The organism is Adlercreutzia wanghongyangiae (genome assembly GCF_035989245.1).
GTDB lineage: Bacteria > Actinomycetota > Coriobacteriia > Coriobacteriales > Eggerthellaceae > Adlercreutzia > Adlercreutzia wanghongyangiae.
Window position 1 is genome coordinate 175,865 of sequence record NZ_JAYMFF010000011.1, and the last position, 15,501, is coordinate 191,365.

The 15,501-nt window shown below is 63.6% G+C and carries 11 protein-coding genes; 4 read left to right on the top strand and 7 right to left on the bottom strand.

The genetic code is table 11. The features are described 5' to 3' along the window. The first annotated feature begins 202 nt into the window (after positions 1 to 202). Positions 203 to 1,726, top strand: coding sequence for an APC family permease (locus tag VIN30_RS06885; RefSeq protein ID WP_338210317.1), 1,524 nt, complete (start codon positions 203 to 205; stop codon positions 1,724 to 1,726). Between the two features lie 122 nt (positions 1,727 to 1,848). On the opposite strand, the gene VIN30_RS06890 is transcribed toward VIN30_RS06885, so the two are convergent. After that, positions 1,849 to 3,402: a helix-turn-helix transcriptional regulator gene (locus tag VIN30_RS06890; RefSeq protein WP_338210319.1), complete on the bottom strand. Its 1,554-nt coding sequence runs from the start codon at positions 3,400 to 3,402 to the stop codon at positions 1,849 to 1,851. 147 nt (positions 3,403 to 3,549) lie between these two features. Here VIN30_RS06890 and VIN30_RS06895 point away from each other — a divergent pair, with 147 nt between their 5' ends. After that, positions 3,550 to 5,247 carry an FAD-binding protein gene (locus tag VIN30_RS06895; RefSeq protein ID WP_338210321.1) on the top strand — a complete coding sequence of 566 codons (1,698 nt, stop codon included), beginning with the start codon at positions 3,550 to 3,552 and terminating at the stop codon, positions 5,245 to 5,247. Between the two features lie 176 nt (positions 5,248 to 5,423). On the opposite strand, the gene hypB is transcribed toward VIN30_RS06895, so the two are convergent. Continuing rightward, positions 5,424 to 6,104, bottom strand: a complete 681-nt coding sequence (hypB, locus tag VIN30_RS06900) for a hydrogenase nickel incorporation protein HypB (protein ID WP_338210323.1) — start codon at positions 6,102 to 6,104, stop codon at positions 5,424 to 5,426. Positions 6,105 to 6,470: 366 nt separating this feature from the next. Here hypB and VIN30_RS06905 point away from each other — a divergent pair, with 366 nt between their 5' ends. After that, on the top strand, positions 6,471 to 6,923 hold the full coding sequence (locus VIN30_RS06905; protein ID WP_326426213.1) for a hypothetical protein: 453 nt from the start codon (positions 6,471 to 6,473) through the stop codon (positions 6,921 to 6,923). Positions 6,924 to 7,186: 263 nt separating this feature from the next. Here VIN30_RS06905 and VIN30_RS06910 read toward each other — a convergent pair whose 3' ends face one another. The 3 genes from VIN30_RS06910 to VIN30_RS06920 form a co-directional block, all read right to left on the bottom strand. Then, positions 7,187 to 8,671 (bottom strand): S10 family peptidase, encoded by a 1,485-nt coding sequence (locus tag VIN30_RS06910; RefSeq protein WP_338210326.1) that lies wholly within the window; start codon positions 8,669 to 8,671, stop codon positions 7,187 to 7,189. Positions 8,672 to 8,866: 195 nt separating this feature from the next. Further along, positions 8,867 to 10,660, bottom strand: coding sequence for an ABC transporter ATP-binding protein (locus VIN30_RS06915; RefSeq protein WP_338210327.1), 1,794 nt, complete (start codon positions 10,658 to 10,660; stop codon positions 8,867 to 8,869). An 85-nt stretch (positions 10,661 to 10,745) separates the two neighbouring features. Further along, entirely contained in the window at positions 10,746 to 11,540 is a 795-nt protein-coding gene (locus VIN30_RS06920; RefSeq protein WP_338210329.1) for a ZIP family metal transporter, read from the bottom strand. 328 nt (positions 11,541 to 11,868) lie between these two features. On the opposite strand from VIN30_RS06920, the gene VIN30_RS06925 reads away from it, so the two are divergent. Then, a complete protein-coding gene (locus tag VIN30_RS06925) occupies positions 11,869 to 12,441 on the top strand; it encodes a phosphatase PAP2 family protein (RefSeq protein WP_338210331.1) in 573 nt (190 codons plus the stop codon). Positions 12,442 to 12,651: 210 nt separating this feature from the next. Here VIN30_RS06925 and VIN30_RS06930 read toward each other — a convergent pair whose 3' ends face one another. Together VIN30_RS06930 and VIN30_RS06935 are read right to left on the bottom strand one after the other, a co-directional pair. Further along, positions 12,652 to 13,695 (bottom strand): deoxyguanosinetriphosphate triphosphohydrolase, encoded by a 1,044-nt coding sequence (locus tag VIN30_RS06930; protein WP_338210333.1) that lies wholly within the window; start codon positions 13,693 to 13,695, stop codon positions 12,652 to 12,654. Positions 13,696 to 14,078: 383 nt separating this feature from the next. Continuing rightward, entirely contained in the window at positions 14,079 to 15,257 is a 1,179-nt protein-coding gene (locus VIN30_RS06935) for a phosphoribosylaminoimidazolecarboxamide formyltransferase (protein ID WP_338210335.1), read from the bottom strand. Positions 15,258 to 15,501: the final 244 nt, after the last annotated feature.

Genomic DNA, 15,501 nt, shown 5'->3' on the forward strand with positions numbered 1-15,501 from the left:
TTACTTTAGCACGATAGAGCACTATAGTGATGGACGCATTGCCAGCATGTCGACCGTGCCGGGTTGCGCGGCCGCACATCCACGGCAAAACTGCGATCTCAACTGCTGCGGAACGCTCGGCGGCACACCCCCGGCGTTCTGGCGTCCCGCAGCCCCGAGGAGCATCCGCGCAACCCGCCGCCGCGAAAGCAAAGGAGCCGCCATGAGCGCACCCTACGAGAACCCCGAAGGGCTCGATCCCGCAACCGCCCAACCCACCCTGCGACGCCAGTTCGGCCTGCGCGAGGCCGTCACCATCACCGTGGGCACCGTCATCGGCGTGGGACTGTTCACCACCGGCGGCAACATCGTGGGCCTCATGGGGCCGGCGGTCATCGTGGCCACCCTGGTGGCCATGCTCGTGTCCATCTACCCGGCGCTGCTGTACGCGGAAATGGGCGCGGCGCTCCCCTACGCCGGGGGCACCTACCAGTACGCGGGCCTGGGGCTCGGCCGGCCCTTAGGCATGCTCGCGGGCTGGAACTTCATCATCTCGCTCGTGGCCGTCACCGGCGGCGAGGCGCTGGCCTTCGCCTACTACTTCAAGACCATCTTTCTCGCTTTCGGCATCGAGCTGCCCATCCCCGACGTGGCGCTTGCCTGCCTGGCCCTTCTGCTGTTCATCGTCACCAACGTGGCCGGCGTGAAAACCACCGGGCGCTTGCAGAACGGCTTCATGTTCTTCTTCTGGAGCGTGGCGGCCATCTGGTTCATCACCATGATTCCCAATGTGAGCCTGCCCACCTTCGTGACCGCGCCTACCTTCCTCGGCTCCATGGACGCCTTCGGGTTCATCGCCGCCGTGGCCATGATCTGGTGGTGCTTCGCGGGGTTTGAGACCTGCTGCGGCATGGGCGAGGAGATTCGCTACCCCTCCATCAACATCCCCCGCGCGTTGAAGCTCGCGCCCTTCATCATCTTCGCCGTGAACGGCGCCTTCCAGTGGTTCCTCGTAGGCATCACGCCCGTCGACGCCATTCCGGGCCTGGCCGACGCGGCCGCGCCCTACGCCGACGCCATGATCTCGGCGGGCATCCTCGGCTTCCCGCTGGCGCTGCTGGCCCTCGGCGTAGCCTTCGGCGGCGACTTCTCTACGCTGAACGCCTCCATCGCCGTGCCGCCGCGCTATCTGTTCACCATGGCTCGCGATGGTGCCATGCCCCGCGTGTTCGCGAAGGTGCATCCGCGCTTCCGCACGCCGTATGTGGCCATCATCGCGCTCGGTGCGCTGTCCATCCTGCTCGTGGCCACCTCCACCCTGGACTTCATCGCGTCGCTGTCGCTGTTCGCCGACTTGTTCTACTACATCATCGGCATTGCCGCGGCCTTGGGACTGCGCCGCCGCATGCCCGACCTCGCGCGTCCCTTCCGCGTGCCGGGCGTAGCGGTGGGCGCACCCGTGTCCATCGTGATATACGCCATCATGATGAGCCAGCTCGGCACCGAGCCGCTTGTGGTGGGCGCCCTCTGGTGCGCGCTGGGACTCGCGGTGTTCTACATCTGCCAGGCGCGCTACGGCAAGCCCGCGCCGGTGTCGGTGGCCGAGGCCCTTCCCGGCGCCGATGAGCTGCCCGACGCCGCCGAGGCCGCGCGCATGGACCGCGAGTACCGCATCTGGAAGATCGTCGTGGCCGCCGCCTGCGCCGTAGTGGCCCTGCTCTATGCGGTGCCGATGCTCATCGGATAGGGCCCCCGCACGGCCTTTCGCCCCCCCCAGCAAGCCCGGCACCTCATCGAGCAGACGAGCAAACGCCCCCGCGCCATTCCCAGAGCGCGGGGGCGTTTGCCTGTGCGGGCGGTTAAAGGGCGCTACTTCGCAGAAGCCTCACTGTTCACCATATCGATAAGCTCCTCCTTCGAATGGATGCCGAGCTTCCCGTAGATGTGCTTAATATGCGTGGCCACCGTGTTGGTGGAAATGAACAGCTGCTCGCGAATATAGGGGCGTGTTCGCCCTTTGGCCAGCAGAACCGCAATCTCAGTTTCCCTATCAGACAGCCCGCAACGTTTCTGGATACGCAAGCAGGCCCGCGCAAGGGCCTCATCAACGGAATCGGCAGCCAGCGAGGAGCCAGCCGCCGATAGGTCGTCCGCCACGGGATCTTTCTGGGGGATGGCAATCATCGCCAAGGCTACCAAGGCGATGAGCGCCAACCCTATAGAGTGCAAATCGAACGGAGCTGCCGCCTCGGCGCTGAATCTTCCCAGAAGATTACCAGCAAGCACTCCAACCTGCACGAATCCATTCGCCAGCCCTATGCAAAGGGCCGCCGAGGCGCCGTGCGTCTTCGCAAGCGACAAAACAAACAGGAACAGCAATACCTCAATCAGCGTATCGCACGTTGAATTGATGACGCTGGTTCCGAAGTGGGCAAAAGAACCGGGAAAGAGAAAAAGAGCGAGGGAGGCAATCAGGAACGGCATGACCCACCGAAAGAGTCCCGAAAAACTCACCCGCTTCGAGAAGAGCACCAAGAGGATGGCGAAAAGCACGGCGGCGAAATTCGAAACGAGTGATGCCAGGTCATAATTCAACAGACTGAAGGCATTGCTCGAGGAAAAGTTTGCCGCCTCCCACCCAATCACCAGGTAAATGACAAGCAGCAGCACCGACACTTTCAGCAAGTAGGGCACCCAGGTCCTATCATGCCGGCGCCCCGATTCATTGCGGCGCCACTCCCCCGAAGTACGGTCCGACCGCGCTCCCGACGCGACGTCCCGGGTAGGCGCAGCGCCATCTTTCCTGAAGCACTCAATGAGCAGAGCGCCCGAAATCAAGGGAAGCACGGCGCTCACCACCGCCGCAACCTCGGTTTGCAAGGCGGGAATAATAAGGGAGCAGAAAAGCGTGACAAACGTAGAGAGCGGTATTGCCGCCTCCAGCTCTTCGACATCAACAGACGCAAGCGCCATGGCCCACAGAATGCTCGTAAGAGCATAGCCCGCACCGGTCAGCACGCCTCCACTTACAACAGCCACTTCGCCCATTGAAGGTCCAAGCAGCGAAAGCAGCGTGCCCAGGGAAAGAGCCGACGGTGCGAGAATCGGCAGCGGAGAGCGCGGCCCCACCCGCTTACGCCGGAAGGCGAAGCCTCCGGCGAAAAACGCCACGACGACCGTAGCAGCGGATACGATCCAGGAGCCATCAGCGTTAATCGAGACGCCCGTCGTGTCGAAAAGAACCGGAGTCCCATAGACGCAGTAGAGCCACGCCCACACGAAGCCAATGCCGACATGACGCAGCTTGAAGGTGCTCTCGATTCTGCCTAGAAGAGCTCCGATGCCATCTCCCACATTTGCTCCGATCTGATTCTTTCTCCCCTTTTCATGATAAGAAGTATAGCAACCGTAGATAAATTTCACTGCGAAATCCCTGTCCAGGGCATCACCCACGAGAGGTGATACTGCAAATCGCCGCTCCCAGGGGATGGCGGCCGCCCTCAAGGCCCCGCTATCGTGCACCTTGCGCTCGACGAGCGCTCAAAAGCAACCCAGAGGAGGGAACAAGCTATGGAAAACACCGCATTCACTTTGGATCGCCGCCACTTCCTCGGACTTGGCGCCGTGGCCGCCGTGGGCGCCATGGGCCTGGCCGGCTGCGCTCCAAAGACCGGAAGCGAAACGGATCTGGGCGAAACCGGTGCGCCCGCGGAAAGCGGCAACCCCGCATGGCTCGGCGAGGAGCCCGAAGTTGCCGAAGGCGACATCGCCGAGACCATCGAGACCGACTTCCTCATCATCGGCGCCGGCACGGCCGGCCTGGCAGCCGCCGGTGCCGCGGGAGACCTGGGCATGGACTTCATCGTCTGCGACAAGGCCAACCAGGTGCCCGAGACGCGCGAGTACCTCGGCGGCGTGAACACCTCCTATGCCAAGGAGAACAACGTGACCGTCGATGGCGCCAAGCTGCTGAACGAGCTGACGCGCTACGCTTCGGGCAAATGCAACCAGAAGCTCATCAAGCTGTGGATCGACGAGAGCGCCGAGTACGTCGACTGGGTCACCGAGGTCATGAAGGACCAGGGCAAGGAGGTCATGTTGGACATGCCCCCCGCGCATGCCACCGGCGGCACCGACTACTACGTGCCCTACGTGCAGCACCTGTGGGAGCCCTCCTACGTTCCCCCGACGCGCAACGACACCATCGCCGAGCGCTTGGCCGGCCAAGGTCATGACATCCTGTTCGAGCACGAGATGGTGAAGCTCCTCCACGGCGATGGCACCGTCACGGGCGCCATCTTCAAGACGAAAGACGGCTACAAGCAGATCAACGCGAAGAACACGCTGCTTGCCACCGGTGGCTACGCGGCCAACCCCGTTATGATGCGCGCCCTGCAGCCTTCCACGGTGGCCTGCTGCACCGCTTCCAGCTTCAACCCCACCTGCACCGGCGACGGCATTCGCGCGGGCCTGTGGGCCGGTGCCTCGAAGGACATCGACGCCGCCCCCATGATCTTCGACCGCGGCGCGGTGGCCCCCGGTGTTGACGCTGGCTATGTGAGCGACGCCGACGACGCGGTGCTGCCCGGCAACATCTTCCAGGAGAACATCGGAAGCCAGCCGTTCATGAAGGTAAACCGCCGCGGCCAGCGCTTCGCCAACGAGTCCACTCCCTATGACTTCATCTGCTTTGCCGCCAACTATCAGCCCGGCGGCGTATGGTGCCAGGTGTACGACAGCAACATGATGGACGACATGCTGCGCTTCGAAACCGTCGGCTGCTCGCGCACCGTGCCCTACATCGAGGCAGGTCTGACCTTCGACGAGTACACGGCCGCATCTCAGGAATCCGGCATCCTCATGAAGGCCGACACCCTTGAAGAGCTCGCCGATATGCTGGGCTTCGAAGGTGCCGATAAGGAGAACTTCCTAGCCGAGGTGGAGCGCTACAACGGCTTTTACGACAAGCAGGTCGACGAGGACTTCGGCAAGGAGGCCTATCGCCTGTCTGCCATCCGCCAGGCACCCTTCTACGGCTGCTGGTTCGGCGGATCGCTGCTGACCACCATCGACGGCCTGCGCATCAACGAGAACTGCCAGGTGCTCGATCCCGCGCTGAACGTCATCGAGGGCCTGTACGCCGCCGGCGACGTGTCGGGCAGCTTCTTCTCGGGCAACTACCCCGAGTACATCGTGGGCGTGGCTAGCGGCCGCAGCTCGGTTGAGGGCCGCCACGTTGCGAAGCTTCTGGCCGGCGCCGCCGAGTAAGCGCCTTCGATCTTCCTCACCCTCCCTATCGACGGGGCCCTGCGGGGCCTCGTCTTTGCGTTGGGAGCAACGAAGAGCGCCGGGGGCCGATCGCAGTCGGGCCCCGGCGCTTTTCGTTGCCGTCAGATCTGTTGCCGTCCGCTCCGCGCCAGCCGCAAGACCGACTGCACGAGGCCCTACAGCCCCAGTTTCTCGGCGCGCTGGGCCTGCAGCCAGTCGACGAGCTCCGGAATGCCCTCGTGAGTGCGGGCGCTGGTGATGAAGATGTTAAGCGTCGGGTTCAGCCGGCGCGCCTCTTCCTTCAGACGATCCATGTCGAAATCCTCGTTCAAGGGCAGGTAGTCGCATTTGGTCACGATGAGCGCGTCCACAGCAGCGAACATGGGCGGGTACTTCATCACCTTGTCCCAGCCCTCGGGCACCGACAGCAGCATCACGCGAGTATGCGCGCCGGTGTCGAAGTCGGCCGGGCACACGAGGTTGCCGATGTTCTCCAAGAACAAGTAGTCGAAGCGCTCACCTCCGAAGGCCTGGAAGGCGGCCTCCACCATGCCCATCTCCACGTGGCATACGCCGCGGGTGTTCAGCTCCACCGACTCCACCCCGGCTTCCTTGATCTTCAGCGCGTCCACGTCGCTCTCAAGATCGGCCTCGATGACGCCGAGCTCCTGCACGCCGCGGCTGCGCAGCTCCTTGATGATGGCCAAAAGGATGGTGGTCTTGCCGGCGCCCGGCGAGGCCATCACGTCCACGAAGAACGTGCCGTCGGCCACGCGCGCCGCGCGGAAGGCATCGGCTGCCTCGTCGTTGGCCGCCAGGATGTTCTTCTTCACTTCGATGACGCGCTTGTTGTCCATTGCCAGCCTCCTTGGCCTCGGCGGCGCACTCGGGCGGCCGCGTTTTCTCTCGCGAACCATAGTAGCGGCCTTTCGACCCCTTTGCCAATGCGCAACGGGAATCGGCTGTGCAGATTTCCGTAAACGCAACAAGCCGCTTTGCGCTGTTTTGGCTTGAAAAGCACGGTTTTGTAACCAAGACCGCTCATTTTTTGCGACGGCGTCATGCGCCATCTGGGAAAATGTCTGCAGTGTAATGTATTTTCGAACCGAAGCGGCCTTCGTTGTCACAAAACCGTGCTTTTCAAGCCAAAATAGCGTCCTCGTGCGTGCTATAGTGTGCCCGTTGGCTTCATCCGCAGCACACCCGCAAAACAAGGAGCCCTCATGACGACGACCGAAGTAGCCTTCGCCCGTTCCACCTGGCGGAAATCCCGCGAGTTCAATACCGCCCTGCACGATTTGGCCCAGCGCATGCCCATGGAGCTGGTGCGCTTGTACGTCACCGAGGGCGTACGCACCCCGCGTGTGCGCACCGACTACTACGATCGCATCGACGAGCTGCGCGAATTGCGCCGCCAAGCCCTGCTAGGGGAGATGTCCGCCGTGGAAGCGCAGGCCGAAACCTGGCTGGACGAGCATCCCGCCGACGCGGCCCGCATTGCCGCCGAGAGCGGCCGCACCCAGGCCACCCCCGAGATGCTGCTGGGCACCCAAGTGGTCAACGGCACCAGCCCGGCCTTCGGCTTCACTCCCGAAACCTACGTGATCGCCCCCAGCCTGCGCGTTTACGAGTTGTTCATCTGGTACGACGAAAGCGAACGCTGGTCGCAAAACTGAGCCCGCGGAAGTTCCGGCCCTGCAAGTTCGCACTTTCCGCGCCTTTCGCATCTTCGCCGCGATGCCACCTGGTCAAATCGCGCATCATCTTGCACTTCTGCAAGCTGTCCGCCGATCTGACCGGTTTTTCTCCCGCAAAATGCAAGCTGGCCGTCGATCTGACCGGGTTTTCAGCATCAAACCTAATCAGATCGGCCCCCAACTCGCATTTCTGCAAGTTGGGGGCCGATCTGCACTGATTGCCTCAATCGCGAAGGTTGCCCTTAAGCTTCGTGGCGCTTCTCGTAGAAGGCGGCCAGCTCGGGCACCATCTTCTCAAGCGTGGGCAGATCCTCGTAGGCCATATGCCCGTTCTCGTGCACCTTGTACTCGATGCGGCTCGTGATGGACTCGGGCAGGAACATCTTCGAGACGGAGTGCTTCACGTTCCAGAACGGCGTGGCGGCGTCGTGGATGCCGCCGAAGAACAGCACGCGGCAGAACGGGTTGCGGCGCAAAGCCGTGCCCATGTCGTAGGCGGTGTTCGGGCAGGTGGGGCTGCCCATGGTGCCGGGGGCCTGGTGCGTCCAGTTCCATTCCTCGTTCACCTTCATGGAAAGCAGCATGTTGATGGACGAACCCGCAAAGCCGGTTTCCTGCACGAGCTTCATCCAGGCGGACTGGTCCGGCGTCATGATGGCGTCGCCCGAGGGGTCCTCGCCGGCGAAGAACTCGTTGTCGCCCTGCACGTCCATATAAGCCGGCTCGGTGAAGCGCATGTCATAGCGGCCGCAGAACAGGCCCTCGTCGGCCAGGATGTTCTTGCGGAAGGTGTCAAGCTCGATGCGCAGGTGGCGCTTCTCGATGAACTCGGCGGGAAGGCCGATGAGCTCGCTCATCTCGGCGGCCAGCTCGTGCTCCTCGGCCGGGGTGATGGAGTCGCTCGCGATAAGCGCGCGGCCGTACTTCTCGTCCACGAACTTCCAGGCCTTATCGAACCACTCGAACTGGTCCACGCCCGCACCGGCCTTGCCGAAGTAGTTGGCGGTGGCGGCGTACACGGGCACCATGCCCATGTAGTACAGGTCGTTGCCGGAAAGGGTGGGGGCGTAGTCCAGAATGGTGGACTGCTCGATCACGCCGGTCAGCGCTATGCCGCGCTCGCCGAGCACGCGCATGAGCACCGAGTTGCGCATGGTGCCGTAGGACTCGCCGTACAGGTACAGCGGCGTGTTCCAGCGCTCGTGGGTGGTGAGCCACTGGGCGATGCCGCGCATGAAGGCGTCGGCGTCGCCGTCGACACCCCACACCTTCTTGGGATCGTAGCCCTCGGCCACCTTCGAGTAGCCGGTGCCCATGGCGTCCAGGTACACCAGGTCGGTGGAGGGGAGAAGCGAGTAGGGGTTGTCCTCGGGGGCCGTGGGGCAGGGCAGCTGCTTCACCGTGTTGATGGGCACGCGGCGCGGGCCGAGGCCGCCGATGTTCACCATGGCCGACGAACCGCCCGGGCCGCCGTTCCAGCAGAAGGTGACGGGGCGGTCGGACTTGTCCGCCTGGTCGCTCACATAGGACAGCGCGAACATGTGCCCGATGAGGGTGCCGTCGTCGGTGTGCAGGGGAAGCATCTCGGCGGTGGCGGTGTACTTGATGGTCTGCTTGCCGTCAGTCCAGGTCATGTCCTTGCTCGCGGGCTCGGGCACGGGGCATTCCGGCGCGGCGCTCTTCCCATCGTTCATGGTGACGGTGAAGGAGGGGCTGGTCTCTACCATGGTAGGCTCCTTAGTCTCGACGCGCGCCGCCTCCGACCTAAGGGCGCGGAGGGAGGGCGCGCACTGCATACGGCCCCAGCCTACGCCCCTGCGCCGGCCTGCAGCGCGAACGCAGGCGCCTTGTCACGAAACACGGGGGAAGCCGTGGCCGTTCCGTGAACCGACCTGCGCTTTCTCCACGGAAGGAAAATCGCCCTATTCCCCGAACTGCATGCGGTAGTAGCGGGCGTAGGTGCCGCCGCGGGCCAGCAGCTCGTCGTGGGTGCCCTGCTCCACCACGCGGCCGTCCTCCACTACGGCGATGAGGCTCGCGCTGCGGATGGTGGACAGGCGATGCGCGATGGTCATGGTGGTGCGCCCGCGCGAGAGCTCCGCCAGCGAGGCCTGAATGGCGTGCTCGCTCTCGTTGTCGAGCGCGCTCGTGGCCTCGTCCAGAATGAGGATGCGCGGATCGCGCAAAAACACGCGCGCGATGGAGATACGCTGCTTCTGGCCGCCGGACAAGCGCGCCCCGCGCTCGCCCACCAGAGTGTCGTAGCCGTTGGGCAGCGAGCAGATGAACTCGTGGATGTTGGCCTTGCGGGCCGCCTCCTCTATCTCGGCCTGGGTGGCGCCGGGACGCCCATAGGCGATGTTCTCCCCCACCGTGCCGCCGAACAGGTACACGTCCTGCTGCACGATGCCGATGGCCTCGCGCAGCGATTCCAGCGTCACATCGCGCACGTCCACACCGTCGATCAGCACCGCGCCCGCGTCCACATCGTAGAAGCGGGGCAGAAGCGAGCAGGTGGTGGTCTTGCCGCCGCCCGACGGCCCCACGAGCGCCACGGTCGCGCCCGCCGGAATATCGAGCGAAAGTCCCTGCAGCACCGGATCGTCGGCGCTGTAGCCGAACCGCACATCGCGGTACTCCACATGGCCGCGCTCGGCGGGATCGGCCACAGCCAGGCTCACGGCTCCCGGGCGGTTCGCAACATCGGGGTGCTCGTCCAGCACCTCCATGAAGCGGCGGAAGCCCGCGTAGCCTTTCTGCAACGTCTCGGTGAAGTTGATCAGCTGCTCAACGGGCGAGATGAAGATGCCAATGTACAGTGCGTAAATGGCCAGGTCGGTCACAGCCAGGGTGCCCTGAGCCACGAAGTAGCCACCGCCCACGATGGTCACCGTGTACAGCACGCCCATGAACAGCGAGTTCATGGCATGAAACGCGCCGAGGAATCGGTAGGAGCGCTTCTTCGTGTCCAGGAAGGCCTCGTTGGCCCCGCGGAACTTCTCACGCTCGGCAGCCTCGCCGCCGAACGACTTCACCACGCGGATGCCGCCGAGGGAATCCTGTACCGTGGCGTTGATGCCGGCCATACGCTCGCGGTTCTCGCGAAACACCATGCGACGGCGGTAGTTCAGCGCAAACGACAGCGCCGCCATCACCAACGTCGCCAGCAGCATAATCGCCGTCAGGGGCACGTTGATCATGAACAGCAGCACGAAGGAGCCGACGATCTTCAGCGTGCAGATGAACAGATTCTCGGGCCCATGGTGCGCCAATTCCGATATGTCGAACAGATCGCTTGTCACCTTCGCCATCATGGCGCCGGTGTTGTGGCGGTCGTAATAGCTAAACGACAAACGCTGGAACTGGTCAAACAAGTCGCGGCGCATGTCCGCCTCCATGTAGGCGCCCATAATGTGCCCCCAGCAGGTGATGAACCACTGGCATCCCGTGCGCAGCGCATACAGCGCCAAGAACAGCACCAGAATAAGCCCCAGGCTGCCCAAGATGCGCTCGGGCGATTCCAGGAAGAATTCCTTGGTGAAGAAGTTCAGAAACTGCGGAAAGGCCAGGTCGATGGCCGCCAGCACGCAGGCGCAGCCCAGATCGGCGAAGAACAGCCCCTTGTAGGGTCCATAATAGCCAATGAAACGCGCCCACACTCGCCGTGCCGACACCTCGGCGTGGGATTCTTGGGATGTGTCGATTGAAGTAGCCATGGCCCTATCATACGCTTTTGCGCACGACAGGCCCGGGAACGTTTCGGCAACCTGCCACCCTCAGTTCGCGGCACGCGAGGCGTCCCTACCCCAGGGCCACGTCCAGGATCATCATCAGCACGAAGCCGAAGGCCACGCCGATGGTGCCGATGTTGGCGTGACGCCCCTGCTGGGTTTGGGGAATCAGCTCCTCGGTGACCACGTACATCATGGCCCCGGCAGCGAAGGCCAGCACATAGGGCAGAAGTGGAGTCACAAGCCCCGTAATAGCCAGCATGAGCAGAGCGCCCACTGGCTCCACCGCGCCGCACAGGGCGCCCGCCGCAAAGGCCCGAGGTCGCGAGAGGCCGTTGGCCACCAAAGGCAGCGACACGATGGCGCCTTCGGGCACGTTCTGGATGGCGATACCGATGGAAAGCGCCACCACGGCGGCAAGGGCGATGGTGGAGTCACCCGCCAAAAAGCCCGCGAGCACCACGCCCACGGCCATGCCCTCGGGCAGATTATGAATAGCCAGCGCCGCCATCATCATCGCGGGCTTCTTCAGTGTTGAGGCCGGACCCTCGGGCTCGTCGGAACCCACATGCAAGTGCGGCGTGAAGTGATCGATGGCCAGAAGCAGGAACATACCGCCCAGAAATCCCACCGTGGCAGGCAGCCACGCCGGCAACCCCGAGTCTTCGGCAGCCGCCAGAGCCGGCATGATAAGACTCCACACACTGGCGGCAATCATGACACCGGCTGCAAAACCCAGAAGCGCCTTGGTGAATCGCTCGGACATGCCATGGCGCATGAGGAACACCAGCGCCGCACCCAGGGTGTTCCCCAGAAACGGCACAGCGAGCGCGACAACCACGCCAACGACAACGGAGCCCTCCATAGCGCCTCCCTTGAAACAAGCATAAAAAACGATGCCCGAGCCAAGGGCAGTCAGAAAGCAAATCATCCCTCCCAAGCGACTCGCTTCTTCTGACCCTCGACTCGGACATTGCATACTATACCGCTTCTCGCGCCAACGCGCCCCGGTCACTTCCCGCCTGTTACTGGCCCGTAGCAGGTTGCCGCCGCAAACGGCATCCAGCAACCGGACGAGACCCCGGGAGAAAGCGGACGGCTTGCGGGCCGCCCCTCTGCCGATCTGCTGACAGTCGGACGGTTGCCCGACGACGCCGTCTCGGCTAGGCTATGGGAAAACGGAAGGAAGAAACGTGAACGAACTTGCCCTTTTGGACATCATGCAAACGTGGCACACCCCGTGGCTGGACACCCTGGTGGCCGCTTTCACCAGCACGAGCGACCATGGGGAGCTGTGGATTGTCCTCGGCCTCGTGCTGCTGTGCTTCCGCCGCACCCGCAAAGCCGGCGTAGGCGTGCTCGTAGCTGTGGCGCTGGGCGCCGTGGTCACAAACCTGCTGGTGAAGCCGCTGATCATGCGTCCACGGCCGTGCGACGTGAACGCCGCCGTAGCCATGATCGTGCCGCGCCCCCACGGCTCATCGTTCCCCTCGGGCCACACGACGGCCGCCTTTGCCGCGGCGGCAGCTCTGTGGTTCGCGCGCAACCCGAAAGCGCCCGCGGGCCTTATCGCCGGCGTCACCGTGGCCGCCGTGCTTATGGGGCTTTCGCGCATGTACTGCTACGTCCATTACCCCACCGACGTGCTGGCCGGCATGGTGGTGGGGGTGCTGGCCGGCTTGGCGGCCGCGCGTATGGTAGACGCCCTCGGAAGACGCCGCCCCAAGCAGCCCGACATTCCCCGCGGGCCCGGCTCAGCAGCGTAGGGGCAAGGCACACACCCACACCCGGGGATGTCCACATAGGGGCGACCTTCAGGCCGTCCGCAACCAATATGAACCTTGCTGGACAGGCGGGCTAAAGCCCGCCCCTACGGGACACTCGGACATATGGCAAACCCTCGGATTCGCGGAGGCGCCTCGACCGGACCCTCGCAGCAATCGTCCGCATCTTCGCCCGCAGCCCGCACCCTCCCGTTAATACGAAAGCGCGTGAGGAATGAACAGGCGCTGATAGGTGCTCGTGGCGAAGCGGTCGGTCATGCCGGCGATGTAGTCGGTCACCGCACGCAGGTCATTGCCATCGGAGATGGCCCGGTAGTCAGCCGGCACCTCGTCGATGTGCGCTGCGTAGTAGTCGAACAAGTCGCCGATGAGGTGCGTCGCCTTCTCCACTTCGGCCATCACGGGCGGGGCCGTGTACACGTTGGCGAACAGGAAGGACCGCAGTTCCATCATGGCATCCCACACCGGCTGGCTCATGCGGATGTCGCCCTCGGCGGTCGAGGTTTCCACCATATCGCGCACGAGCGTCTCGATGCGAGCGGAATGGTCGGCGCCGAGTACGCGATGGGTGGTCTCGGGCAGGTCGGCCTCACGCAGGATGCCCGCGCGAATAGCGTCGTCGATGTCGTGGTTCACGTATGCGATGCGGTCGGCCGTGGCCACGATGCGCCCTTCCAGCGTCTCGGCGCGCAGGTTCCCCGTGTGGTTCAGGATGCCATCGCGCACCTCGGCCGTGAGGTTCAGGCCCGCACCGCCGTTCTCGATGCGCTCCACCACGCGCACCGACTGCTCGTTGTGACGGTAGAGCCGCGCCGCCTCGGGACTGGCCGGGTCGATGCCCGCATGGCGGGCCAGGGCCGCCGCGAGCGCCGCCTCACCGGTATGCCCGAAAGGCGTGTGGCCCAGATCGTGACCGAGGGAGATGGCCTCGGTAAGGTCCTCGTTCAGCCCGAGGGCCCGCGTGATGGTGCGAGCAATCTGCGCCACTTCCAGCGTATGCGTCAGCCGCGTGCGGAAATGGTCGCCCTCGGAGGCGAGGAACACCTGGGTTTTGTGGGAGAGGCGTCGGAACGACTTCGAATGCAAAATCTTGTCGCGATCGCGCTGGTAGTCGGTACGCAGTACATCGGGTGCGCTCGATCGGTCGCGTCCCTCGGACTCGGCCGCCAGCGACGCGTCTTCCGCCAGCTGATCGCGCTCGCGCTGCTCTTGATCCTCCCGACCGATGACGCGCATACCGCCTCCCTTCCCGTCGATTGGGCAGGCATTCCGCCTTTTGGCCAGTGTAGCAAAAGCTACTGGCCGACAATAAGACAAATTCACTTCAATTATTAGAACGTATGTACTATAATATTATACGCAGGTGGCAGGGCCGACCTCTTGGCTCCAGGAGGTTCCCATGGTTACTTGGTCAGATCTTTTCGCGTTCTGCCTCGTTGTAATAGCGGCGTTCAATCTTGCGTTGGAGCTTGCGCGGCGTAAGAAAGAGTAAGACCGCCCCCGCCTAACAGCGGAAGCGGCCCCTCAGTCACAATAGTAGTGATGTATTGTGAGGCGGCCTGCCGTCGCACCGGCGGCCACCTGCTTTATTATAAGCCCCGCGATCCCCGCGGTCAATCTTAGTGGTGGAACAGGCGCATGCCGGTGAAGGCCATGGCGATGCTGTACTTGTTCGCCACCTCGATGACGTTGTCGTCGCGGATGGAGCCGCCCGGCTCGGCGATGTACTCCACGCCCGACTTGCGGGCGCGTTCCACGTTGTCGCCGAAGGGGAAAAACGCGTCCGACCCCACGGTCACGCCGCTCATCTGGGCAATCCAGGCCTTCTTCTCCTCGCGGGTCAGCGGCTCGGGGCGCTCGGTGAACACGCGCTGCCACTCGCCGTCGGCCAGCACATCTTCCCACTCGTCGGAGATGTACACGTCGATGGCGTTGTCGCGGTCGGGACGGCGGATGCCCTCCACGAAGGGCAGACCCAGCACGCGCGGATGCTGGCGCAGCCACCAGTTGTCGGCCTTGCTGCCCGCCAGGCGCGTGCAGTGGATGCGGCTCTGCTGGCCCGCGCCCACGCCGATGGCCTGGCCGTCCTTCACGTAGCACACCGAGTTGGACTGTGTGTACTTCAGCGTGATGAGCGCCACGATCATGTCGATCTTCGCCTCGGCGGGAATCTCCTTGTTCTCGGTCACCACGTTTTCCAGCAGCGCCTCGTTGATCTCGAAGTTGTTGTGGCCCTGCTCGAAGGTGATGCCGAACACGTCCTTCAGCTCGGTCTCGGCCGGCTCGTAGGTCGGGTCGATCTGCACCACGTTGAAGGAGCCCTTGCGCTTGGTCTTCAAGATCTCCAGCGCCTCGTCGGTGTAGCCCGGCGCAATAATGCCGTCGGACACTTCCTTGGCCAGATAGCGCGCCACGTCGGCATCGCACACATCCGACAGCGCCGCCCAGTCGCCGTAGGAGCACAGGCGGTCGGCACCGCGAGCGCGAATATAGGCGCAGGCGATGGGCGACAGCTCGCCTTCCTCCTCCACGAAGTACATGGCGCGGTCGGTGTCGGTCAACGGGCGGCCCACCGCTGCACCAGCCGGCGACACGTGCTTGAAGGACGCCGCCGCGGGCAGCCCCGTGGCTTCCTTCAGCTCGCGCACGAGCTGCCAGGAGTTGAAGGCATCCAGGAAGTTGATGAAGCCGGGCTTGCCGTTCAGCACCTGAATGGGCAGATCGCTGCCGTCCTTCATGAAGATGCGCGAGGGCTTCTGATTCGGATTGCAGCCGTACTTCAGCTCAAGTTCGTTCATGATTCTCCTTATCGTTGCTGTAGGTCACCGAGGGCGAAGCTGCGCGGTATTCTGATTCGCTCAGACAGTCCTCGCTTTGTGGAAATGCCCACTGGGCATTTCCAGTCGCTGCGGAACTCGCTCGGTCAGAACACCCCGCATCTTCGCTAAGCTCAACCTCCGTTGAGATGCGTGCAATTAGTCGCCGAGGTTCTTGTTGTAGAGGGTGACCTTGCCGCCGACGTTGGCGTACAGGCTCACCTTG

Bases quoted from the DNA above. Each gene is read 5' to 3' on its own strand.
- VIN30_RS06915 (WP_338210327.1), bottom strand. From the start codon at position 10,660: ATGGCTACTTCAATCGACACATCCCAAGAATCCCACGCCGAGGTGTCG.
- VIN30_RS06930 (WP_338210333.1), bottom strand. From the start codon at position 13,695: ATGCGCGTCATCGGTCGGGAGGATCAAGAGCAGCGCGAGCGCGATCAG.
- VIN30_RS06910 (WP_338210326.1), bottom strand. From the start codon at position 8,671: ATGGTAGAGACCAGCCCCTCCTTCACCGTCACCATGAACGATGGGAAG.
- hypB (WP_338210323.1), bottom strand. From the start codon at position 6,104: ATGGACAACAAGCGCGTCATCGAAGTGAAGAAGAACATCCTGGCGGCC.
- VIN30_RS06895 (WP_338210321.1), top strand. From the start codon at position 3,550: ATGGAAAACACCGCATTCACTTTGGATCGCCGCCACTTCCTCGGACTT.
- VIN30_RS06905 (WP_326426213.1), top strand. From the start codon at position 6,471: ATGACGACGACCGAAGTAGCCTTCGCCCGTTCCACCTGGCGGAAATCC.
- VIN30_RS06920 (WP_338210329.1), bottom strand. From the start codon at position 11,540: ATGGAGGGCTCCGTTGTCGTTGGCGTGGTTGTCGCGCTCGCTGTGCCG.
- VIN30_RS06885 (WP_338210317.1), top strand. From the start codon at position 203: ATGAGCGCACCCTACGAGAACCCCGAAGGGCTCGATCCCGCAACCGCC.
- VIN30_RS06935 (WP_338210335.1), bottom strand. From the start codon at position 15,257: ATGAACGAACTTGAGCTGAAGTACGGCTGCAATCCGAATCAGAAGCCC.